The organism is Algoriphagus boritolerans DSM 17298 = JCM 18970 (assembly GCF_900108085.1).
GTDB classification, from domain to species: domain Bacteria; phylum Bacteroidota; class Bacteroidia; order Cytophagales; family Cyclobacteriaceae; genus Algoriphagus; species Algoriphagus boritolerans.
The window spans coordinates 125,640-148,014 of the sequence record NZ_FNVR01000005.1; the positions used below are offsets into that span (position 1 = coordinate 125,640).

Annotated in this window: 16 protein-coding genes; 8 read left to right on the forward strand and 8 right to left on the reverse strand. The window is 44.5% G+C overall.

Annotated features, from left to right (window positions below; genetic code table 11):
* Positions 1 to 4: 4 nt before the first annotated feature.
* From C4S61_RS06990 to C4S61_RS07005, 4 genes are all read left to right on the forward strand, one after another.
* On the forward strand, positions 5 to 700 hold the full coding sequence (locus C4S61_RS06990; RefSeq protein ID WP_103924068.1) for a YjjG family noncanonical pyrimidine nucleotidase: 696 nt from the start codon (positions 5 to 7) through the stop codon (positions 698 to 700).
* 72 nt (positions 701 to 772) lie between these two features.
* Entirely contained in the window at positions 773 to 2,407 is a 1,635-nt protein-coding gene (gene pruA / locus C4S61_RS06995) for an L-glutamate gamma-semialdehyde dehydrogenase (RefSeq protein ID WP_103924069.1), read from the forward strand.
* 129 nt (positions 2,408 to 2,536) lie between these two features.
* On the forward strand, positions 2,537 to 2,908 hold the full coding sequence (locus C4S61_RS07000) for a VOC family protein (RefSeq protein WP_103924070.1): 372 nt from the start codon (positions 2,537 to 2,539) through the stop codon (positions 2,906 to 2,908).
* 65 nt (positions 2,909 to 2,973) lie between these two features.
* Positions 2,974 to 3,942 (forward strand): NAD(P)-dependent alcohol dehydrogenase, encoded by a 969-nt coding sequence (locus C4S61_RS07005; RefSeq protein WP_103924071.1) that lies wholly within the window; start codon positions 2,974 to 2,976, stop codon positions 3,940 to 3,942.
* 3 nt (positions 3,943 to 3,945) lie between these two features.
* Here C4S61_RS07005 and C4S61_RS07010 read toward each other — a convergent pair whose 3' ends face one another.
* From C4S61_RS07010 to C4S61_RS07020, 3 genes are all read right to left on the reverse strand, one after another.
* Complete coding sequence (locus tag C4S61_RS07010; protein ID WP_103924072.1) at positions 3,946 to 4,695, reverse strand: hypothetical protein; 750 nt, start codon at positions 4,693 to 4,695, stop codon at positions 3,946 to 3,948.
* A 3-nt stretch (positions 4,696 to 4,698) separates the two neighbouring features.
* The gene (locus C4S61_RS07015) at positions 4,699 to 5,346 is read right to left on the reverse strand and encodes a glycosyltransferase family 2 protein (protein WP_103924073.1); all 648 of its coding nucleotides are present in this window, start codon (positions 5,344 to 5,346) and stop codon (positions 4,699 to 4,701) included.
* A gap of 113 nt (positions 5,347 to 5,459) precedes the next feature.
* Positions 5,460 to 6,422 carry a glycosyltransferase family 2 protein gene (locus tag C4S61_RS07020; protein WP_103924074.1) on the reverse strand — a complete coding sequence of 321 codons (963 nt, stop codon included), beginning with the start codon at positions 6,420 to 6,422 and terminating at the stop codon, positions 5,460 to 5,462.
* Between the two features lie 307 nt (positions 6,423 to 6,729).
* Between C4S61_RS07020 and C4S61_RS07025 the strand changes: the two genes are divergently transcribed.
* A complete protein-coding gene (locus tag C4S61_RS07025) occupies positions 6,730 to 9,534 on the forward strand; it encodes a PQQ-dependent sugar dehydrogenase (protein ID WP_103924075.1) in 2,805 nt (934 codons plus the stop codon).
* 47 nt (positions 9,535 to 9,581) lie between these two features.
* On the opposite strand, the gene C4S61_RS07030 is transcribed toward C4S61_RS07025, so the two are convergent.
* On the reverse strand, positions 9,582 to 10,508 hold the full coding sequence (locus C4S61_RS07030; RefSeq protein WP_160111211.1) for a C1 family peptidase: 927 nt from the start codon (positions 10,506 to 10,508) through the stop codon (positions 9,582 to 9,584).
* Positions 10,509 to 10,781: 273 nt separating this feature from the next.
* Here C4S61_RS07030 and C4S61_RS07035 point away from each other — a divergent pair, with 273 nt between their 5' ends.
* The 3 genes from C4S61_RS07035 (at position 10,782) to C4S61_RS07045 (ending at position 15,506) form a co-directional block, all read left to right on the forward strand.
* On the forward strand, positions 10,782 to 13,106 hold the full coding sequence (locus tag C4S61_RS07035; protein WP_235009866.1) for a DUF1549 domain-containing protein: 2,325 nt from the start codon (positions 10,782 to 10,784) through the stop codon (positions 13,104 to 13,106).
* A gap of 173 nt (positions 13,107 to 13,279) precedes the next feature.
* Positions 13,280 to 14,710, forward strand: coding sequence for a DUF1501 domain-containing protein (locus C4S61_RS07040; RefSeq protein WP_103924078.1), 1,431 nt, complete (start codon positions 13,280 to 13,282; stop codon positions 14,708 to 14,710).
* 211 nt (positions 14,711 to 14,921) lie between these two features.
* The gene (locus C4S61_RS07045) at positions 14,922 to 15,506 is read left to right on the forward strand and encodes a YceI family protein (RefSeq protein ID WP_103924079.1); all 585 of its coding nucleotides are present in this window, start codon (positions 14,922 to 14,924) and stop codon (positions 15,504 to 15,506) included.
* Positions 15,507 to 15,812: 306 nt separating this feature from the next.
* On the opposite strand, the gene C4S61_RS07050 is transcribed toward C4S61_RS07045, so the two are convergent.
* From C4S61_RS07050 to C4S61_RS07065, 4 genes are all read right to left on the reverse strand, one after another.
* Complete coding sequence (locus tag C4S61_RS07050; RefSeq protein WP_103924080.1) at positions 15,813 to 17,333, reverse strand: Fic family protein; 1,521 nt, start codon at positions 17,331 to 17,333, stop codon at positions 15,813 to 15,815.
* A gap of 168 nt (positions 17,334 to 17,501) precedes the next feature.
* Positions 17,502 to 20,177, reverse strand: coding sequence for a carboxypeptidase-like regulatory domain-containing protein (locus tag C4S61_RS07055; RefSeq protein WP_103924081.1), 2,676 nt, complete (start codon positions 20,175 to 20,177; stop codon positions 17,502 to 17,504).
* 237 nt (positions 20,178 to 20,414) lie between these two features.
* A complete protein-coding gene (locus tag C4S61_RS07060) occupies positions 20,415 to 21,254 on the reverse strand; it encodes a GLPGLI family protein (RefSeq protein WP_103924082.1) in 840 nt (279 codons plus the stop codon).
* Between the two features lie 276 nt (positions 21,255 to 21,530).
* Positions 21,531 to 22,355: a GLPGLI family protein gene (locus C4S61_RS07065; RefSeq protein ID WP_103924083.1), complete on the reverse strand. Its 825-nt coding sequence runs from the start codon at positions 22,353 to 22,355 to the stop codon at positions 21,531 to 21,533.
* Between the last annotated feature and the right edge of the window lie 20 nt (positions 22,356 to 22,375).

Consider the following 22,375-nt stretch of genomic DNA (forward strand, 5'->3'; position numbering starts at 1 on the left):
TCAATTGAAAACGTACCAACATCTCTTTTTCGACCTTGACCACACGCTTTGGGATTATGATCGGAATGTAGCCGAATCCCTCTCTGAATTATACCAAATCTATGGGCTTCGGGATTTGGGGATTCCGACCTTTGAAAAATTCTTTGAGGCATTTCATCAGATCAACTTCCAACTATGGGATTGGTACAACGTCGGGAAAATTGACAAACATGACTTGAGAAAAGAGCGATTTCCAAGGATTTTCACCCATGCCGGAGGTAATGCCGCTGCGATTCCTTTGGAATTTGAGGAAGATTTCATGCACAGAACATCCTCAAAACCCCACGTATTTCCTTACTCCAAAGAAATTCTGACTTACCTGAAGGAAAAATACCGGATTCACGTAATCACCAATGGATTCAATGAATCCCAAGCCAAAAAGATGCGTTCTTCCGGCTTGGATAGTTACTTTGAGTTGATCGTCACCTCAGAAACGACCGGTTACAAAAAGCCCGATCCGAGGATTTTCTATCATGCCATGGATCAATTGGCCACCAATCCCGATCGTTGTCTGATGATCGGAGACAATCCCAGTTCGGATATCTTAGGAGCACAAAATGCCGCTATCGATCAGGTTTACTTTAATCCTGACGGTAAAACGATAGACCTGAAGCCTACCTATATGATCCGCCACCTCCGTGAGCTCGAGGACCTTTTGTAAGTCAACTGACTGCCCTTTCGAGGGCGATCACTTATCTTTGCTACCACAGCATCTAAATAAACTCCAAATAGTATGTTAAAAGGATTTTTCAATGTACCCACACCTGTCAACGAACCGGTAAAAACCTACGCGCCGGGTAGTCCTGAGCGAAAAGAACTTCAGAAAGCGCTAGCTGAGGCAAGATCCAAGCAAATCGATGTCCCGATGTACATCGGAAGCGAAGAAGTGAGAACAGGAAATACACACCCCATGTCTCCACCTCATGACCACAAGCATATCCTAGGACACTTTCATGAGGGAGATGCCTCGCATGTGACGCAGGCGATCAATGCCGCTTTAGGAGCAAAGGAAGCTTGGGAAAAGCTGGCTTGGGAGCAGCGAGCAGCTATCTTTTTAAAAGCAGCCGATTTACTGGCTGGACCCTATCGGTCCAAAATCAATGCAGCCACCATGCTAGGTCAGTCCAAAAACGCCATGCAGGCAGAAATCGATGCCGCGTGTGAATTCATTGATTTCTTACGATTCAATGTCAAATACATGAGCGAAATCTACGCGCAACAACCACCTGTCTCCGGCAGCGGAGTTTGGAATCGATTGGAGCAGCGACCGCTTGAAGGCTTCGTTTTTGCCTTGACTCCGTTCAACTTTACGGCTATCGCCGGAAATCTTCCGACTTCCGCAGCGATGATGGGAAATACTGTAGTCTGGAAGCCAGCTTACACACAGATCTATTCCGCAAACGTACTGATGGAAGTGTTCAAAGAAGCTGGCGTACCGGATGGGGTGATCAACTTGATCTATGTCGATGGACCTGTTGCCGGTGACATTATTTTCAAGCATCCGGATTTTGCAGGAATTCACTTCACCGGTTCGACAGGAGTATTTCAGCACATTTGGAAAACGATCGGTGCGAATATTAACACCTACAAATCCTACCCACGAATCGTGGGTGAGACAGGTGGAAAAGATTTCGTTTTGGCACATAAATCAGCAAGTCCCAAAGCCCTTGCAGTGGGTCTAGTCCGTGGAGCTTTTGAGTACCAAGGCCAAAAATGCTCCGCAGCTTCCCGCGCATACATTCCTTCCAATCTGTGGGAGGATGTGAAAAAGTACATGCTCGAAGATCTGGCTTCCATGAAAATGGGGGGCACGGAAGACTTCACCAACTTTATTAATGCCGTAATTGACGAAAAGTCCTTCGATAAAATTGCCAAGTACATCGAAGATGCAAAAAAAGCACCTGGAGTAGAAATCATCGCCGGTGGAAACTGTGACAAATCGAAAGGATATTTTATCCAACCTACTGTCATCTTAACACAAGACCCCATGTATAGGACCATGTGTGAGGAGATTTTCGGTCCGGTTTTGACGATCTATGTCTACCATGAGGAGCATTTTGAGACAGTGCTGGAATTAGTTGATCAGACTTCTCCTTATGCCTTGACAGGCGCAATCTTCTCTCAGGATCGCTATGCGATTGAACTAGCAACTACCAAACTCAGAAACGCTGCGGGCAACTTCTACATCAATGATAAACCAACCGGAGCAGTGGTAGGCCAACAGCCGTTTGGTGGAGCGAGAGCCTCCGGAACCAACGACAAAGCCGGATCAATGATCAACCTCCTCCGATGGGTCTCTCCTCGAACAATCAAAGAAACCTTCGTTTCGCCGGAAGACTACCGATACCCCTTTTTGGGAAATGACTAAGAATCTCAAAAGCTCCGATTCGCTCGATTGGGGCTTTTTTTATGTAAAAAGATTCAGCCTAAAACTTTACTGCTCAAGATTTTAATCCTTCAGAATCTATCAATTGCTTCCCGCTAACCCCAACAGCTTATGAAACTCGGCGCATTTTCCGTCAGCCTTTCAGTAAAAAACCTTCAAGTCTCCAAAGAATTTTATGAAAATTTAGGCTTCTCGGTATTTGCCGGAGGTGAAGAAATGAACTATCTGATCATGAAAAACGAGGAAACTTTAATCGGGCTTTTCAACGGAATGTTTGATAAAAACATTTTGACCTTCAATCCAGGTTGGGACCAAAACGCCAGAAACCTGGATTTCTTTGATGATGTTAGAACTATTCAAGAACGCCTGAAAGAAAAGGGAATTTTATTGGCACAGGAAGCAGATCCGGCAAGTTCTGGCCCGGGAAGCATTTTGCTTTTCGACCCGGATGGAAATACGATTCTAATCGATCAACATAGATAAAAATAGTTTTACCCTCCTTATAGAAGGAGTCTTCTTTTTTTAATTTACCCGAGTTCGATCCCACTATGAAAGCCTCCGTCCGCTACACTTACTGCTACCCGGAACAAATACAAGTTCTAGATATTGCGATTCCCGAACCAAAGGCTAATGAAATCAGGGTCAAAGTCATGGCCACTACTGTCAACCGGACGGATGTGGGTGTCCTTACAGGAAAACCTTACCTGATGCGAGCATTTGCAGGTTTTCCCAAACCTACATTGCCAGTGACCGGAACCGACTTTGCGGGTATAATAGACAAAGTTGGTTCAGAAGTGAAAACATTTAAAGTCGGAGATCGGGTTTGGGGATTCGGAGACAATGGGATAGGCACCCATGCAGCATACGTCTGCTATTCTATCAAAAATGCCATTCTGCCAATCCTTGAAGGAATTGATTTTCCTCAAATTGTCGCCTGCGCAGAAGCGGCACATTATGCCATCAACTTTCTGAATAAAGTAAAACTAAACCCCGGAACTCATGTCCTAGTCAATGGAGGCACCGGAGCAATCGGATCAGCAGCCATCCAATTGCTGAAAGCCCGAGGAATCCAAGTGACTGCGGTATGTCATCAAGCACATGTGGATCTGGTGAAAGCATTGGGGCCTAATCGGGTGATTGCTTTGGAGCAGACAGATTTTACCACCGAAAAAATCGAATACGATTTCGTCTTTGATGCCGTCGGGAAAAGTCGATTTTCACTGTGCAAACCCATCCTAAAACCCGGTGGGATTTACATGTCATCCGAACTTGGCCCAAACTGGGAGAATATCACCTTGGCCCTGACCACACCAATTTTTGGTGGAAAAAAGGTTATTTTCCCACTTCCTTCCGACATCCTCAACAGCATGAGGACCATTCAGGAATTGGTCGTTCAGGGGAAATTTAAGCCACTGATCGGTCATACTTTTCCGCTGGATCAAATCCGAGAGGCATTTCAACTCGTAGCCTCCGGTAAAAAAATCGGAAATGTGATCCTGGATCTTTCAAGCCAATGATATCTATTTGTGCCTAAACCAATAATCCTCACGCTCAGATTCATAGCCTTTGAATCGCGTGTTAACCGGAAAACCATGAAAAAGTCGATCTGCGAAATATGTCCTTGCCACATAATTGAACGCCCCCATATCCAAGGTGAAAGGAGTCTGATTGGTGACGGTGTGGGTACTGTGAATTTGGACTAGCTGGTCTAAAAGCTCCAGCATGACTTTAGTTTGACCACCGATCACACCACAATTAAACAACGTTTCGGATTTATTTTTTGACTCAAAATCAGCAAAGCCATCGATCTGATTTCTCAAATGGGTACAATGATCCTGCATCCAAGGGTTATCCAAGATTTCATCCTCATCGCCACAAAACAAGTTGCCTGAATTTTCTATAAAAAGTGGGTCGGCAAAGGGATTTTTCACCACTTCCACATCAGCAATGTCTGTAAAGAAGGTATTTCGGATGTGATTTTTATGCATTTTCAGAAAATCAAAATACACGAGATAACGATACACATTCGCATTGAGTGAGGAATTAAACTCCACTTTGCAGAATCGAAGCTGCTCATACTCGTGTTCTGAAACTGTTTTTTGGGAGAAATTATTGTGAAACATGAAACCATTCAGCCCTAATTCTCGAATGGATTGCACCCACTTTTCTACGATCTGAAAATCATCAGCTTGAAGCATTTCATTTATGTTGACATCGTAAACTCCGGTAAAGAGCGACGCACAAATGATATTTTCTGAAAAAGACAGCATGGATTAAGACACCAAAACCCTCGATTGCTTTTGCAATGCAGTAATGCTATTGGCAATGTTCCGGTAATAGATATAAGTCCGATTCTGGGACTTTTTGACCTTCCATTTCTTTGCAGCCTGCTCGTAAAAATGAGAATCAGCTGAATATCGATTCTCGAAGCGAATTGATTTGAACACTTCTTTTTTACCAAAAAGTGTGGCAAATAAAATACAGTCGTCCACATGGATATTTTTGTGGAGATCATATTTATCTGCGACATAATAGTCTTCATTGCTGGAGACCACAGTCTCCGTAAGGGAAGCAATCAGGTCGGCATTCACCATCTCGTGAATACAGGTAGTCAAGTGGTTGGGCTTATATTCGTCATCTGCATCTATAATCGTGATGTATTCACCTTTTGCAAAATGAACAGCTCTGTTGATCGCAAAGGACTGACCCACATTTCTACTCCGGATATAGCTGATTCTGTCCTCAAAATGCGTACAGTATTGAAGGATATCCAGACTGAGACTCATGGAGCTCCCATCGTCAATAATCAACAGTTCAAAGTCTTTAAAATCTTGTTTGATCACTGAATCAATCGCTCTTTTCACCAACTCAAACGGGGTATTAAAGACCGCCATCAAGACACTCACTTTCACTTTGCACATGACTCGAATAATTAGAAAACCCACATAAGGTCTAAAAATAAAACTGCAATAACCGACTTTCTTTTATCATTTCAGAGAAAAACTTTAAAATGTCCAATTTAGACACGTCCCATTCAGACCCACCACCAATCCAGCCCTTCCTGTAAATTGAGGGATTGAAGGTAGATTTGAATAGCTTTCCGTTCATTTTCAGAGGGATAAACTGCTATCAAAACCTGTGGATTCCTGACCTCATTTACTTTTTTGAATTCTTCCTGGTCGTGATTTTCAAAAGGAATTCCTTTCTCTCTTAAAATCCTTGATATCAATCGGGACTTTTTATTTTTACCCCAAATGATCAGCTGATCACCCCTAAAATCAAGTCGTAAGAACGCTCCTATTTTTAAATCAAAAAACGCAGATTGGGAGTAATTTTTGGAATTTCTCGAAGTTCGCTTCGGATGCTCCCGCCAAAGCAAGGTGACTTCCGGGACTACTACGAAATCAACTCCGTAAGCATACCACCGAAAGACCAGATCATAATCTTCGGGATACCTCAGCTCAGCAAATCCTCCAATCGAATCCAAAACTTCTCTCCTGGTCATCCAGTTGGGCGAAGCGATGACACACTCCCTATAAATATTTTCGAATTGAACACCTGATAAATTGATTTGATTGATCCAGCGTTCATAAGCTTGGTATCCATCCGTTACCGGCTGATCCGAAAAATACCGAACCAACCCGGTCACAACCGTTTTTTCTCCGCTTTTCAAAAGAGCGTTTCGCATTTGCTCCAGCCTTTTGACTGGCATCATATCATCAGAATCCATCCTGCTGATGTACTTTCCCTGACTTTGCAGCAACCCGAATTCCAAAGCGGGAATAATTCCAATTCCCGGATTTTTGAAGCTTTTAAATCGTGGATCATTTTTTTGAAACTGCTGAAATATTACCTCGCTTTCATCAGCTGAGGCGTCATTTATTCCAATGACTTCCCAATCTGCAAAGCTTTGATTTTGAATCGAAATTAGGCACTCGGAAATCCAATCGGCTGCATTTTTATAAGGGATCAAAATACTGATTTCAGGAGAAGTCATTCAAACAGAATTAAGAGAGGATTAAACAAAATGAAACAAAATTAAGCCAAAACAGAATTGGCGGTTCTTCAACTCCAAAAAAAACGTTTTTTCTTAAGAAAATTAAATCTTTGGTTAAAAAGCCTTAGAACACATGGAAAGAAATCGAATCATACAATACCTCAAATAATCAACCATTTATCCGCTGCATTTATCTTGCTTTCAGACCGTATCAGAAATAAGTTTTGGAAATGGAGATTCTTTTGTTCAGAATTGAGACAATAGAAATAATACCCCTGAAAGAAATTTACATTAATCTCTTAAGCCTATGTTAAACAGTTTACCATGGAATAGAATTTCAGCACTTTTCCTATGCTTGGGATTTTTATCCTGTAAATCAAACGACGATCCCGGAGTCAAGCCTGAGGACAACCGTTTTACCAAAGTCGTTTTGACCGAAGGAATGGACGAGCCCATGGAATTGACCTTTTTACCGGAAAGCCGCATCCTTTTTGTCGAGCGAAAGGGTGGAGTGAAGATTTTGGATGAAAAAACCGGAGAAGTTACCTTGGTAGCCACCATCCCTGTCAACACCAAATACACCAACAAACAAGGTGTGGTCCGTGAAGCGGAAGAAGGCATGATGGGTGTAATCGCTCATCCCGACTATGCTATCAACAACTGGATCTACCTGTACTATGCTGATCCTACGGATACCAAACACGTTTTGGCGAGATGGGAGCTGAAAGGAAACGAACTCATCGAATCCTCGAAGAAAATAGTTCTGGAAGTCCCAACCCAGCGACAGGAATGCTGCCATACCGGTGGAGGAATGGTGTTTGACGCAGAAGGAAATCTTTACCTGACCGTCGGCAACAATACAGTCAACCCACGTGAAGGCTCCTCTAATCTGGACGAAAGACCGGGAATGGAAAATGCCGATGATCAGCGCGCTCCGGGAAACACCAACGATTTGAGAGGAAAAATCCTGAGAATCCATCCTGAAGATGATGGTACCTATACGATTCCTAAGGGGAATCTTTTCCCTGTAGGCACAGAGAAGACCAGACCTGAGATCTACACGATGGGTCATCGAAACCCTTGGAGGCCAACTTTGGATAGCAAAACCGGATACCTCTATTGGGGTGAAGTCGGTCCGGATGCATCGGTTGACTCCATCTGGGGACCAAAGGGCTACGACGAATTCAATCAGGCAAAAGGGCCCGGATTCTTCGGTTGGCCTTATTTTATCGGTGATAATTTCCCCTACAACCGACATAATCATGCAGACAGCTCTTATGGGGCACCTTACGATGTGAATGCCCCGGTCAATGAATCGGTAAACAATACGGGATTGAGAGAGCTGCCTACTCCGGTGGTTCCTGCCATGATCTATTATCCTTACGGCGTATCTGAGGTTTTTCCACAACTGGGAAGCTCAGGAAGAAGCGCTACCGGCGGACCGGTGTTCCGCAAGGCAGATTTCAGGAAAGACGCTCCATTCACTTTTCCTGCTTATTACGAAGGAAAATGGCTGATTGTGGACTTCATGCGAGGATGGATTTTTGCGGTGACCATGGACGAAAACGGGGATTTCCAAAGCATGGAGCGGTTTCTGCCTAATGAAACCTTCAGCTCGGCAATCGATATGGACTTCGGACCTGACGGAGCACTTTATATTTTGGAATATGGCTCTGCTTGGTTTCGAGGCAATGCCAATTCCCGTTTGATCAAAATCGAATACAACAAAGGCAATCGAAAACCCAAGGTAAATGCAGCGTCAGACAAATCAGCGGGAGCTATTCCATTGACTGTCAATTTCACATCTGAAGGCACGAATGACTTTGATGACTACGACGAGGGAAAACTGACTTTTGAGTGGAGAATCACCAACGGATCGGGCTTTGATCAGACCTTGACTGAAGCAAATCCAAGTTTTACCTTCTCTGAAGCCGGAACTTACCTTGTAAACCTCACGGTCACCGACACCAAAGGGGAGAAAAACTCAGCTTCATTGGAAGTCACAGCCGGCAACGAGCCTCCGGTAATTACCATTGATATTGGAGAAATAAATCGCAGTTTCTGGTTTGGACAATCCGAATTGGAATATTCAATCGCAGTAGCTGACAAGGAAGACGGAAGCTTTGCAGACGGAAAAATCAAAGCCGAGGAAGTGGCTGTGACTTTCGATTACGTCCCGGCAGGATTTGATCCGATCGAGATTGCCTCGAAGCAAACTGGAGTCGAAAATGCCGCAATTTTGAACCTGGGCAAAAACCTGATCGAGGCAAGCGATTGCAAGTCTTGCCACCAATACAATGAAAAATCCATCGGCCCAAGCTATATGGCAGTAGCCGAAAAGTACCCGAACTCCGAAGAAAACACCGAATACCTCATGGGAAAAATTATCAATGGTGGCTCGGGAGTCTGGGGAGATCACGGGATGAGCGCGCATCCATCGCTAAGCGAGGCGGATGCAAGAAGAATGGTCGATTACATCCTGTCAATGGATGATACCCGAGCCAATATCGCTTCATTGCCTCTGAGCGGAAAAGTAAACACCGTGATTCCTGAAGGAGAAAACGGTCAAGGCTGCTTCTTACTCAGAGCTTCGTATTCTGACAAGGGTTCGGGTGCCATTGGATCGCTAAATGGCATTGATTTCGTGGCTTTGAAAAATCCATTTATTGATCCTCAAACTTCGGTTGATAGAAAAGGCGTTCAACTCCTGACCACACCAAGGGTTAGTTTCATGATGGCGGGAAATAATTCTCAGTTTGCGCTAAAGCAAATCGACCTCACCGGCATCCAGCAAATCGATGTCTTAAGTAGCATCACTGAGCGAAATGGTGCCATCGGAGGGTCTGTAGAAATACGCTTGGGTTCGGCCACCGGAGAACTCCTCGGTCAATCTGAAAAAATTGGCAGAAAAGAAGGCGGAGGATTCCGCCCACCTCAGGGAGTAAGCATGGTCGAGTGGGTAAGACAAAATGCCAATCGAGCCGTAGTGAAAATCCAACCAACCATAGGCATACAGGATCTATACTTCATCTTCAAAAATCCTGACTCCAAAGGAGAAGAAGTTTTGATGAGTATCTTGGAGATTGAATTCAAAAATAAAGTAGTTGAATAACACAATTTCCCCTTGACGGTAAAAAAGTCAAGGGGTCTTTCTTTCAATCAATTCATCACGACCATAGCCTGACACAAGACCCGAAAGGGATTTTGGAGATCAAAAACATTCTCAAACGCTTCATAATCCACCCAGACAAAACCACCGTCACCCCAACCTTCTCCCCAGGAATTCACCAGCTTGAACGCTTGATATTGATCAGAATAGCCTACCACGAGCATGGCGTGGGCCCCAAAAATTTTTTCCTTCACCACTTGATGAGGCCGGTAGGCACTCAGACCGAGCTCATCCTTTTTCCCGAACTCAGGATCCAAACCCATAGCCACGACGACGGGATTGCCTAGAGTGATCAGCGTTTTTACTTCAGCCACCATATTTTCTCCACTCAAAAGCTTGAAATCCTTCATCTTAAAGTTACTGGCGTTTTCTCGCTGTTCGGCGTCGGGTTGCAAATTACATCCGGTGGATTGATAGGGAAAGACCTCCCATTCACTGGCACCTTCATCTACTAAAAGTTGGAGGGATCTTGCGATTGAAGTCCCTTTACATTCCCCTTGGGTAATCTGATTATAAATGTAGGAAGGACTCAAGCGAATGCTCTGAGTACGGGCGTTGCGCTCATTGTAATTAAAAAGTAAACTTCGACCATAATAGGTAGTAGCCCAAGCCGTACAGGAACCCAGGCGACCCTGATTTCCTACCTCAGGCAAGAAACCGGACAAATCGAATGCAACAGGAAGATTAGCAGGAATAGCTAGATTTTGAAGTGTTTTAGTACTTTCCGGAGCTCCTGCCGAAAATCCGTAACAATAGGAGTTTTCGCACCCCATCCAATACTCCTCTCCATCCTCTGCGATGAAAATTTCCCCTTTTTTGGATAGCGGATCAGTGGAGAGCACAGAGGCAAATTCATTTTTATCCAAGCAACCGCTAAGCAGGAATAGAAAAACAGGTAAAAACAGGATCTTTCTCATAAACCATAAAATTTTAGTCATTGACTGAACGGACAACTTTCTCATTTCGCTACAAAGCCCAAACAAAAAATGGAAAAACAGTTTTTTCACCACTCAAAGGACAGTTTTTAGCCTCAAAAGCCTTATATTTTTCGAGTCTATGTATTCTCGATGATTTCTTCTTTGTCTGAATTTCTTAATCTTCACCTTCTAGTTTCATTTACCTCCGGAACCGGGCTGATTCTGGCGGAAAGCGGCTTTTGGCTACTCCAGCTTTTTGGACGGCTCCACCCGATGCTGGTTCATTTTCCGATTGCGCTGCTCTTAGTAGCTGTTGTTATGGAGCTATTTACTTTGGGAAATTTCAGGCATTCGTTTCGGTCAGGCATCCGATTTTTGGTTTTTTCAGGAGCTTTATCGGCGATTATCGCTGCAGGAATGGGCTGGCTTTTGGCCGAAAATGAAGGGATCAGCGGAAGCACATTGGACCTCCATCGAATAGTCGGTCTGACTAGTGCAGGACTTTCCTTATTTCTATTGGTTTTGCTGCGCAAAAGTGAACTACACCCAAGTTCTTCCTCGATCAAGACTTTTCGGTTTTTCCTTTTTCTGACAGGAATGGGCATTGGTGTAGCAGGGCACTTTGGGGCGGCTTTGACGCATGGAGAAGATTACCTTACTGAAGTTTTGCCCGGAAACTCAGAACAGGAAGCACCTCAATCTTTAACGGTGGATCTGGCCACTTTCGCTGCTGATCTTTCCCCGGAAAAAGAAATTCAACTCGTCACCAATGTCCGGTCGATCCTCGCTCACAATTGTTACAAATGCCACTCCGGGGCTAAAATCGAAGGTGAACTTCGTCTCGATGAAAAGGAATTTGTATTTGCCGGAGGCGAAAATGGAAAAGTAATCATTCCGGGAAATGCCGATGAAAGTGAACTGATCCGCCGAATTTCCCTATCCAAAAATCACAAAGAGGTAATGCCCAAAAAGGGCAAATTACTCAGCAAAGAAGAAATTCAATTGCTCACACTTTGGGTGGAAAAAGGAGCTCCCTGGCCGGATGGTGTAGCGCAGCAGTCCATCTATCGGGTGGCGGCTTTGGCACCAAGAAATCCAGTTCTACCTGCATCAAAACCTGGATTGGAAAACCCAATCGATCGCTGGGTAGATCAGTATTTTCAACAAAATCAGCTTAGCTGGTCTCAACCGATCGATGATCGGACTTTTCTCCGAAGAGTTTATCTGGACATCATCGGACTTTTACCTTCACCGGGAGAATTGGCGGCATTTGAGCAAGATCAAAATCCTGACAAAAGAGCGCTCCGAATTCAGGAATTGCTCGACCGAAAGGATGACTTTGCACAGCATTGGCTGACCTTCTGGAATGATGCGCTGCGCAATGACTACACCGGAACGGGCTATATTACCAGAGGCCGATTCGCCATCACCGATTGGCTATACACTTCGATTCTCGACAATAAACCCTATGATCAATTTGTCAAGGAATTGCTCAATCCCAATGAAAAGTCCAAAGGATTTATCGAAGGCATCCGCTGGCGAGGGACTGTCAATGCCTCCCAGCGAACTGAAATGCAAGCTGCCCAAAACGTGGGACAGGTCTTGCTGGGCTTGAATCTGAAATGTGCCTCCTGTCACGATAGCTTCATCAGTGATTGGAAGCTTGAGGAAGCCTATGCTTTCGCAAATATTTTTGCTGACTCCACGCTGGAAGTCAGTCGATGTGAGCAGCCAACCGGCAAACTGGCCAAAACCAAAATCCTCTGGGAAGAACTGGGAGAAATTGACTCTCTAGCCACCAAAGCCGAAAAACTACGCCAACTTGCCGATCAACTTGTCCAGCCTGCCAACGGTCGAATGTACCGAACAGTCGTCAATCGAATCTGGAAGCAGCTAATGGGCAGAGGCATCGTGGAGCCGGTGGATGAGATGGACAATTTGCCCTGGAGTCAGGATTTGCTGGATTGGCTGGCGGTGGATTTTGTGGAAAATGGCTACGACCTTAAGCGCCTGATTAATCAGATCGCCTCCTCGAAAATTTACCAAAGTCAATCGATTCCTTTGGCTTCTCCTGATTTGCTTTTGGCTGAAGATTTCAAGTTTGAAGGAATGATACGAAGACGACTGACAGCTGAGCAATTTTCTGACGCTGTCAGCGTGATTTCAGCACCTTTATTCGATTCTGCTGAAGTTAAATTCTGGCCCTACCAGCTAATCCCTGAAGCGAAAAGTAATTTGGGCTTTGCCAGAGCATCCTTGGTAGCAAACAATGACTTCCTAAAATCACTCGGCCGACCAAACCGGGAAATTGTGTCAACCAGCCGGGATTCGCAAGCCAGTTTACTTCAGGCACTCGAACTCAGCAACGGTGAACGGCTAAACCAAACCTTGGAAAAAGGAGCTCAAAACTGGATTGAAACATTGCCTGAAACAGTTCCTCTTACGATGGAACTTTATGCAAAAGCGCTCTTGCGAAAACCTACCGAAAAGGAGCTGACTCTTGCAAAAAAGGTTTTTGGAGAGAAGCCAGAGACAGCCGAAGTTCAGGATTTTCTTTGGGCCTTGTTTCTATTACCAGAATTTCAAATGATTTATTAATGAGAATAACTAAGACCTATACTTCAAAACCAATAAGGAGATCCCTCTTAATTCCTTGGCTGGAAGACGGAAGAAAACCCTTCGGTCCCCGGTCAACGGTCTTCCAACCCACATTAGTAACAACAGTTACAAATTTCTGAATTCTGTATTCACTGAATAAAGAATTATCACTTATGAAACTCATCCAAACCCGACGTGATTTCCTCAAAAAAACCAGTGCAGCAGCCATTGCCACCATGGGAATGGGAGCTCCATTGGCTGGTTTGCTTTCTAGCTGCGAAAGCAAAATCCCAAGTACTGCGGATTCGGTAATTTTGCTTTTTATGGCTGGTGGAATGGCGCATACGGAGACGTTTGATCCTAAGAAATACACTCCCTTCCGCAAGGGAATGGAAGCAAAGGAAATATTGAGCACTTTCCCTACCATCCCTACCCAACTGGATGGAATCTTCTTTTCCGAGGGACTGGAAAATATTGCTTCCGTGATGGACAAAGGCACCCTCATCCGATCCTATCAGGCGGCTGACTTGGGGCACATTCTCCACACCAGACATCAGTATCACTTTCACACTTGCTACGAACCGCCTCAATCTGTGGTCGTACCACACTTGGGAAGCTGGATCGCCAAGGAAAAAGGCCCACTCAATCCGGTAATTCCACCCTTTATCAATATCGGTCAGCGGTTTACGGTCGGCGAAGGTGAAGAACTGAAGGCTTTTCACAGTGCCGGTTTTCTAGGATCTGAATTTGGTCCTTTTCTGATTCCCGATCCTACCACTGGCCTGGATGCCGTCCGACCTCCGGTGGGGATGGACAGTAAGCGATTTGAATCCAGAAATCAGTTGTACAAAGATTTAATTTCTGCTGGGCCAATGGGGGAATTTGGCTCGGATTACCAAAGAGAATCCCTAAAAAGATCCATGGAGCAGGCTTACATGCTGCTTAATTCCCCGGAGGCCAAGGCTTTTGACCTCAGTCAGGAACCCAAAGAAAGCTATGCAAAATATGATACGGGAGGAAGGTTTGGTTTGGGCTGCCTTTTGGCCAGAAGGCTGTTAGATCAGGGAGCTCGTTATATCACGGTTACAACAGAGTACGAACCATTTTTGGGCTGGGATACCCATGACAACGGCCACACTCGGTTGAAGGATATGAAGAAAATGATCGATGCTCCGATTGCACAATTGATTAAGGATTTGGATGAAAGCGGCAAACTGGAGCGCACGTTGGTCATCGTAGCCAGTGAATTCAGCAGGGATATGCTCACGGAAGGACGACCGGACTTGAAAGTCTTGGACCAAGTGGAAGTACCCGATATCATCGAAGACCTGAAAAACTACGGCATGCACCGTCATTTTACCGATGGATGTTCGATCCTGATGTTTGGAGGAGGAATCAAGCGAGGGCATGTATTTGGAAAAACCGCTGACGAACGCCCCTGCAAAACCATCGAGAATCCGATCAAAATAGACAGCATTCACCAGACAATTTATCATGCTTTGGGAATTCCTCCCGATAAAAATTATGAAATCGAAAAGCGACCTTTCTACACTACGCCGGATGGACATGGGAAAGTGGAGTATGGCTTATTGGCAAAATCTTGATTTACAATTGATTCTGATTGAAATTGTATCAGGCTGAATTTGATAACTTTTGGTTTTTTGACCCCTTATAAACAAGGCTTAATCAGGAAAAACAGCCACTCGTCATAAATCACCAACCTTAAAGGGATTGTCCGTTAAACAATTTGTCTTGGAAAAGGTCAAACCTAGTAAAGAAGCTAAAACAAAACTCATCAAACCAAACCATTATCTTATGAAATTGATCGCCGCTCTAATTCTTGCCTACGGGACGTTTTTCACTGCCAATGAAAATTTTGCTCCCGCTACAGTAAACAAAACCGAAAGCCAAGTCACTTGGAAAGCCGCCAAAGTAACCGGCGAACATTGGGGCTATGTTCCGATCAAAAACGCCTCACTTGATGTAAATGGAGGTAAAATTACTGGTGGATCCTTCGATATGGACATGGTCAATCTTACAGTAGAAGATTTGACAGATGAAAAATCCAAAGGCAACTTGACCAATCACCTGAAGTCTGACGACTTTTTCTCTGTTGAAAAATTCAATACTTCTACCTTCAAAATTACCGATGTCAAGGCTACCAACGCTACCGATTATACCATCACCGGAGACTTGACGATCAAAGGAATCACCAAACCGGTAACCTTCCCTGCCAAAGTAGCTGTAGCCGGTAATAAAATGACAGCTACAGGAACCATCAAATTTGACAGAACCCACTACGACATCAAATTCCGTTCAGGAAATTTCTTTGAAAATCTGGGTGATCGAATGATCTATGATGAAGTTAATCTGGATGTGAAGTTGGTTGCGATTATTTGATTGAAAAATCGGAAGATTTTAAAATTGAAAAATTAGGTTTGAGAGAAATCTCAGGCCTTTTTTATTTTACAGTGCGCCAGTATCCTCTAAGTTTATTGGGTTAGGAGGCAGTCTCAGAAGGTCTAGCAGTGTCAGCCTGACACTTCGACTTCGCTCAGTGGGCCTGGAGTCGAAGTCTCTTTCTAGTGAATTTGATCATATTTTGACTTTCCGCCACGGCGGACAAGCTGCTCCATGTGATAATACGTAGTTTTGAGACAGCCTCATTTTCGCTTTTTAGAGCAAATTATTTTAATTCGTTTGGGTCTATTGCTTAATCAAACTGGCCAAAAAAACTGCGAATGGTCGGATATTTTGCTCCGCGCTGCCGGATTCCAGAGCGCTTAAATACGCTTCCCTTCGGACCATCGGAACTACAGTCCAAGGATATCCACCTGAAGCAAGAAACAAGTTCATCAAGAACCTTCCCAAACGTCCATTCCCATCTATATAGGGATGGATATAGACGAACATAAAATGACCTAAAACAGCTCTTACCGCAGGACTTGATTCATTTGCCAATAGATCAAAATATACGGGCATCAGGTCTTTGACTGCATCAATATTCGGTGGTACATGTTTGGAACGCCTGATGTAAACGGGTTGGTTTCGGTATCCCGCCAAATCCGAAGCCTTAATTATGCCCGCCGTTACACTGGGAGCAAATAGCTCTCTGTACCAGTTTTGGTGTACCTCATCCGCAACTGTCCCGGAGTTTTCTCCCATCAATACTCGCTCTACAGCCTTTTTTACCTCCATAAAGGCCTGCCAATAACCTCTCGCAGCAAGTGCATCTCGCTGCTGCCGATCACTATCAGCATATTCTGGTTGCCACTGCCCACTTCGCACTCTTTCTATCAAATCCGCAGAAACTCGGTAACCTTCAATAGATAGTGAATTATAAGCATCGTTAACGAAATTGTCAGAAACCAGCTGGAGATACCCATTGATATTCTCAGGTAACCCAGGTGCTGCAGGAAAATCTTCTAAAATAGGCTCCCGCATGGTTTGCCACATTAGCCGGAGTCTGTTCACATAGGGAGAGACCTGCCGTGAAAGTATAGAAATTGGGCTTGGGGCAATAAATGGGTCATTTGTTTTGACTTGGTATCCCGCTGAGCGCATCCCAGATAGGATATCTTCTGCAATTTTATCCCGCCCAATATTACTGAAAGCTCCTGCAATACGTCCAGCAACGACACTTTGTCCGCCAGCTAGCAGAATTCGCAATAGCTCAGACGCATCTCTAAAGGTTGCCAAGGCCGTCCGCGCCTCAGTGGGGTTGTTTCGAAAGAAAGGCTCCGAGCTGTAAATCAATGCCGGAGCCAAAGAAAACATTCTCAACCCATTACTTTCAACTTGAAGTTCTTCAGAACCAGCTATGCTGGCTCTAGTTTCAAAAATTGAGGTTTCAAAGGGAAGTGTTGTGATCTGATTTCGTGCCTGCGATGAGCGGACAAGAAGCTGTCGGGGCACGGTCAGATTCCCTGCATGAAAGACAACAGACTGTTCCGGCGACAAGCTCCATTTATCACCAAATCTTTCATTCAGATAAGCTGCTATAAAATCCCAAAAAGAGGTGAACCAAGATGTGCTTTCTCCTGCGGTCTCATCAGGTCTGGCAGGAATATACCAGCCTCGAATCACCTCTTTAAGAAAACCTGTTTTCACGAGCCTTTCCCGATGAGTTCTAGTCAAGTCGGATGACTTTATTGCAATTCTTCCCAATCCTTGTAAATCCCTCAGGACAGCCAACGAATCTGCGAGTTTTTCTGAAGGGCTTGCCATTGCGCTACCTTTTTTTCCAAAGGTAACATTTAGCTTTTAATGTTGTATATTTTTTAGCTTTTATTGACTCATTATATTTAGCTTTTATTGATTTACTGTATTTAGCTTTTAATGTATTAATTTTGATGTTCAACAACCTGAAACCAATCTCCCACCTACCACCTTATCCTACAAATCATACTTCAACGTCAGCATTCCATACCTCGGCTGCACCAAGTAGGAGAAGGTACTGATCAGGTTTTCACTGAAACTGTCTCTTCGAATTGACCTAGTGTCCAAGATATTCCATACAGAAAGCCGGAATTCCCAAGGGCTCTTTTCTTCCTGATAGCTGAGAAAGGCATTCAAAAATTCAAAATCACTTCGCACACCACTTGCCTGATTGAGGTAAGAATTGTAAGTGTAATCTGCATTCAACTTCAAGCCTTTGTAGATGTCCAAGTCGATTTCAACCTCTGGACTATGGGTGGAGAAGGTATTGCTCAGCGCACCGGAATTATAATTATTAGCTGTGAAAGCATAGCCCAAATCCACTTCCAATACTTTGAAAAACGTAGCGGTAACCTTGAAATCATAGGTCTGCGAAAACTGCTCGTTTCGGATCAGTCTTTCATCCAACACCAAATTGGTCGTGAAAGCATTCCAGCGCCCCCCGGCGGCAAGTTTGAACCGATTGTACCGCTTATCCACTCTCAAATCACCATTGAGCGTTTCGTTGACTGGCTCTACATTCAAAGCGGAGAGCAGACGGTTGATTCCTGCAAAATCCGTCGTCGTAATGATCTCGTCCCGCTTGCGCTGCCAGTTGACATTCCCAAAGAAATTCAGCCCGGAAAACATATCGAAATGATTGTAATTGAAAGTATGCGTAGTAAAAAGTCCATTTTCCAGCATCCGGTTACCCTGAAAAATCGAGTTGTAATCCTGTATAACCAACCCTTGTGCAAGCTTTTGGATATCCATGAAATTAGCCTCTGTCTGAAATCGATAAGTCAAAGATTTGGTCGATTTGATATTCCATTTGGAATAAAACCCAGGCAAAGCGATCACTTTATCATGGGTTAATTCATTTCCAAACTGCTGATCCTGCCAAGCATACCGATGCAGGAAAACCGATGGACTGATGATCATTTTTTTCCACTTGGTCTTATAGGTCATTCCCAAATAAATATCCTGAAAACCAAAGTCCGCATCATTTTGAAATTCCTCAAAAACCTGATCTGAATCCATTTGATCCAATCTCCCAAACATACTTTGAGAAATATTCTGATGACCCAATGACCAATTCAGGTGATTGGTAGCATTCAGGATTTGGTAGTAGTTGAAAGCTCCCTCAAGTGTCTGCGTATGAATCTCCTGCTGCTGAAGGAACTGATAGCTTTCTTGATTCATAACAGGAAACAGCCCTACAAACGGCTTTTGATTAGAGCTCAAATCATACAACGGATCCTGAAATTTCTTTTCCCAATTGACCTCCATGGAATAGACCCGCTTCTCACTTGGGGCATGGTACCATTCTGCTTTTTGTTGGAAACTGTAAGGAGTTCGGGTTTGGAGCGTTGCCAGATTTTGATCGATTTGCCCGAAGTTGGAATTCAACAGATTCCCGTTTTGGATATCGGCCAGCTTTCCAAAAAAGCTGTATTTAAAATAAGTTTCTTCCTTTGGGGTGAATGTGAGTGCATATTTGAGCAAGCCTGATTTGTTTTCTACCCGGCTGGCGGAAGTCAGCAATTCCTGATTGTTTTCCCCGGAATTGAGATAGGTGCGAAATGAGGAACTCCCGAGTCGATTATCCGAACTTGAGCCGATCAGGAATCCTGAATGTCGCCAATTCTTGCTAGGATTGTAGTTAAAATTGAATGCGCCAAGGTGCGTCTCCAGAGAGGCAGCATTATCTCTGCTCGCCATGGGAATGCCCAGATCATCTGATGCAAGCGAAACCCGGGAACCTGTCCGCCCTCCAAGTCCTGCCATGCCGCCACTAAAGCGAAAATAATCCTGAAGGGTGAAGGTTTGTTCCCCAACGTTATTAGAGCCACCGATCAGGTTGAGATTTAATTTTGGAGCATAATAGAACACATTGGCGTGTCCCAAAAACCGTTCCTGAGGTCCTGCCCCGGCAGTCAGGTCACCGAAAACCATGTTCTTTTTCCCGTCTTTGAGCTGGATATTCAGCGCCAGAGTTTCGTCATTATCGAGTCCCCGGATTGGAGAGATTTCGTTGAAGTTTTTTAGTACCTGAACCCGATCCACGGCATTGGCGGGGAGGTTTTTGGTGGCAAGCTTGGTGTCGCCGTCAAAGAAAGTTTTTCCGTCTACCATGACTTTGTCCACTTTTTTACCCTGCACTTTTACATCTCCATTATCATCGATCTGAAATCCCGGAAGCTTTTCCAGGACATCTTCCAGTTTGCGCTCATTGCCCGTAGTAAAAGCATCCGTCTTGTAGGTGAGCGTGTCTCCCTTCATAGTTACTGGCATCTCTGAGACTACTTCCACCAGACCCAACTCGGTATCGCTTTGCTTCAATACTATCTGCATTTGGACTTCAGAATCCCATTCGGTAATCAGCCTTTCGAATTGCTGATAGCCCACAAAAGAAACGCGTAGCAAGTAAGCTGATCCCGGCACCAAAGTCACTTTAAATCTTCCCTCATCATTGGTTATGCCAAAGCCGCCGATTTTTTGGGTGCTTTGATTAATGGCCACCACATTGGCGTAGGCAATGGGCCTGTTTAGGCTATCCAAGACCTGTCCGATCAGGGGCTTGGTTTGGGAGAAAGAAGAAAAGGAAATCACGAAAAAGCCAAGGAAGACCAGAATCCGGCAGTAAAAAGGCATAGTTGGTTTAGTTTTTTTTGGTTGGAAGGCTGGAAAGTTCAAAAGTTGTAATGTGGTAAAGTTCCGATTTGTGAAGAGAGGCCAACTCTTTTCAGCCCTTTTCAAATCGTGAGGTTTGTACTCCGAGATGGCACCGACACTTCGAACTGCCTCGTAATTAGTAAATTGAATTGGCTTCGACTCCGCTCAGCCTGACACTATCCGCCGTACTTTGTACATCGTACTTGGTACTCAAGATCAATTCCCTATCCGTATCGTAAACTGATTCCCCTCACCCGGCTTGCCCTGGTATTGATTCATCATCTGCTTCATACTTTCTTCCTGCATCGCACGAAACTCTTCCCTATTGACCACCTTCCCTTTTTTGGGTTGCTCAATTTTCACGGGGTTTGTTGAAGGATTCAGTTCGATCTTTTCGCAGATCAGTGTTCTTCCCTGATTTTGAACTTCCAATATCAATCCCGGAAGACCAAAGTAACTTTCCGGCCCATGAGATACCGGAATTTCTGGCGTGAACCAGGCCGTCACACGGATCGTGTCTTTGACATTTTCCATTTCAGTCATCCCTGTGGAGAAGCGTTGGGAGTCGATAATGCGGGTATAAATTGCCTTCTGGGCGGTGTAATTGCCTATTTTTTTGGTTTCCCCGGTGAGTTCCCATTCGCTGGGCTCCAGCGTGTCTTTAATCAGAAACTCTTTGCCCATCACTTCTTCTTCCCGAGCAAAGGACTGATCGGCTAGATTTCTATAGAGAATCTTATCCTGACTTCCGGTATTGATCACCATGGTCATCCCGCCTGAGGATGCTGTAGCCGGGCCTCCACCGAGCGATTCCGCTTGCTTCCAATTGGATTCAGTTTGGGTGAACGACAGGATGTAATCCCGATCCATCTGCTTTTTGAGCTGGGCTTGGATTTCAGCCATCTGCTCCGGTGCCATTTTGGTAGAATCCATAGAGATTTTGATTTGTGAGGACGACTTATAGTACGCTCTTCCTGTGAGTCCCTGGGCAATGGCCTGAGGAACCGTCACACTCAGGAAAAAAATCGAAACGAGTAATAGGATTTTAGCTTTCATAATTTGATTGGGTTAGGTGTCTGAAACTATTCAATTGAAAATGGGAATAAGTTTAACTATTTGGCAATATCGGCTGTCGTCGGTCGACTGTTGACTGTTGACTGTTGACTAGCATGCGACAAACCAATAAAAAGGAAATGAGTCCAAGCGTTAAGCACTGTTAACGTGTGTTAACTTTGAATTTTAAGCTTGCAAAAGTTTAGTCTGAGGCCTTCAATTTTGCCTTTCTTGATACTAAAATCTAGATTCTTGCTTCTAGCTTCTTGCCTCAAATCACTATCCTCCAATCCGGACTTTACTTCCCTCACCAGGCTTGCCCTGATATCGATTTTGCATCTGCTGGATACTTTCTTCCTGGATCAACTGAAACTCTCCCTGACTGACCACTTTTCCCTGTTTGGGCTTTTCGATTTCCACGGGTTCAGCCACAGGATTGAGTTCGATTTTTTCACAATAGAAGCTTCTGCCGCCATTGTGCACCTCCAAGATCAAACCCGGCAATCCGAAGTAGTTTTCCGGACCATGAGCCACGGGAATTTCGGTAGTAAACCAGACGGTGACCTGGATTGTATCTTTGACATTTTCCATTTCAGTCATTTCTGCCGAAAAGTGCATCGCATCCACCAGCTCCATGTAGCTTGCCTTCTGAGCCGTGTATTCACCGATCTTTTTCGTCTCTGCACTCAGTTCCCACTGGCGTGGAACCAAGCCGTCGTGGATCAAAAACTCCTTGCCCATAAACTCCTGCTCCTGAACATAACTTTGATCCACGAGGTTTTTATAGAGGATTTCGTCCCCTGTTCCGGAGAGATTGACAGTCATTCCATCGGAGGCTGAAGGACTTGAGCCATTTTCCAGCGTTTCCATTTGCTTCCAGTTAGATTCAGTTTGGGTAAAAGAAAGGACAAAATCCCGCTGCCAGGGTTTCTTCATCATTTCATGGGCATCAGCAATTTCTTCCGGACTCATATCGGCGCTGTCAATTCTGATCATAATCTGATTAGAGGCTTTGTAATAAGCCCGGCCGGAAAGCTGCTGGGATTCTGCCTCATCAACAAGAACGAGGAATAAGGAAAGGAGAATCAAAAGTCTGGTTTTCATCGCTTAATTGGATTTTGGTT

Excerpts from the sequence above, each read along its gene's own strand:
- C4S61_RS07025 (WP_103924075.1), top strand. The coding sequence starts at position 6,730 with ATGTTAAACAGTTTACCATGGAATAGAATTTCAGCACTTTTCCTATGC.
- C4S61_RS07035 (WP_235009866.1), top strand. The coding sequence starts at position 10,782 with ATGCTGGTTCATTTTCCGATTGCGCTGCTCTTAGTAGCTGTTGTTATG.
- C4S61_RS07015 (WP_103924073.1), bottom strand. The coding sequence starts at position 5,346 with ATGTGCAAAGTGAAAGTGAGTGTCTTGATGGCGGTCTTTAATACCCCG.
- C4S61_RS07050 (WP_103924080.1), bottom strand. The coding sequence starts at position 17,333 with ATGGCAAGCCCTTCAGAAAAACTCGCAGATTCGTTGGCTGTCCTGAGG.
- C4S61_RS07020 (WP_103924074.1), bottom strand. The coding sequence starts at position 6,422 with ATGACTTCTCCTGAAATCAGTATTTTGATCCCTTATAAAAATGCAGCC.
- pruA (WP_103924069.1), top strand. The coding sequence starts at position 773 with ATGTTAAAAGGATTTTTCAATGTACCCACACCTGTCAACGAACCGGTA.
- C4S61_RS07000 (WP_103924070.1), top strand. The coding sequence starts at position 2,537 with ATGAAACTCGGCGCATTTTCCGTCAGCCTTTCAGTAAAAAACCTTCAA.
- C4S61_RS07055 (WP_103924081.1), bottom strand. The coding sequence starts at position 20,177 with ATGCCTTTTTACTGCCGGATTCTGGTCTTCCTTGGCTTTTTCGTGATT.
- C4S61_RS07040 (WP_103924078.1), top strand. The coding sequence starts at position 13,280 with ATGAAACTCATCCAAACCCGACGTGATTTCCTCAAAAAAACCAGTGCA.
- C4S61_RS07065 (WP_103924083.1), bottom strand. The coding sequence starts at position 22,355 with ATGAAAACCAGACTTTTGATTCTCCTTTCCTTATTCCTCGTTCTTGTT.
- C4S61_RS07060 (WP_103924082.1), bottom strand. The coding sequence starts at position 21,254 with ATGAAAGCTAAAATCCTATTACTCGTTTCGATTTTTTTCCTGAGTGTG.
- C4S61_RS07045 (WP_103924079.1), top strand. The coding sequence starts at position 14,922 with ATGAAATTGATCGCCGCTCTAATTCTTGCCTACGGGACGTTTTTCACT.
- C4S61_RS07010 (WP_103924072.1), bottom strand. The coding sequence starts at position 4,695 with ATGCTGTCTTTTTCAGAAAATATCATTTGTGCGTCGCTCTTTACCGGA.
- C4S61_RS07030 (WP_160111211.1), bottom strand. The coding sequence starts at position 10,508 with ATGAGAAAGATCCTGTTTTTACCTGTTTTTCTATTCCTGCTTAGCGGT.
- C4S61_RS07005 (WP_103924071.1), top strand. The coding sequence starts at position 2,974 with ATGAAAGCCTCCGTCCGCTACACTTACTGCTACCCGGAACAAATACAA.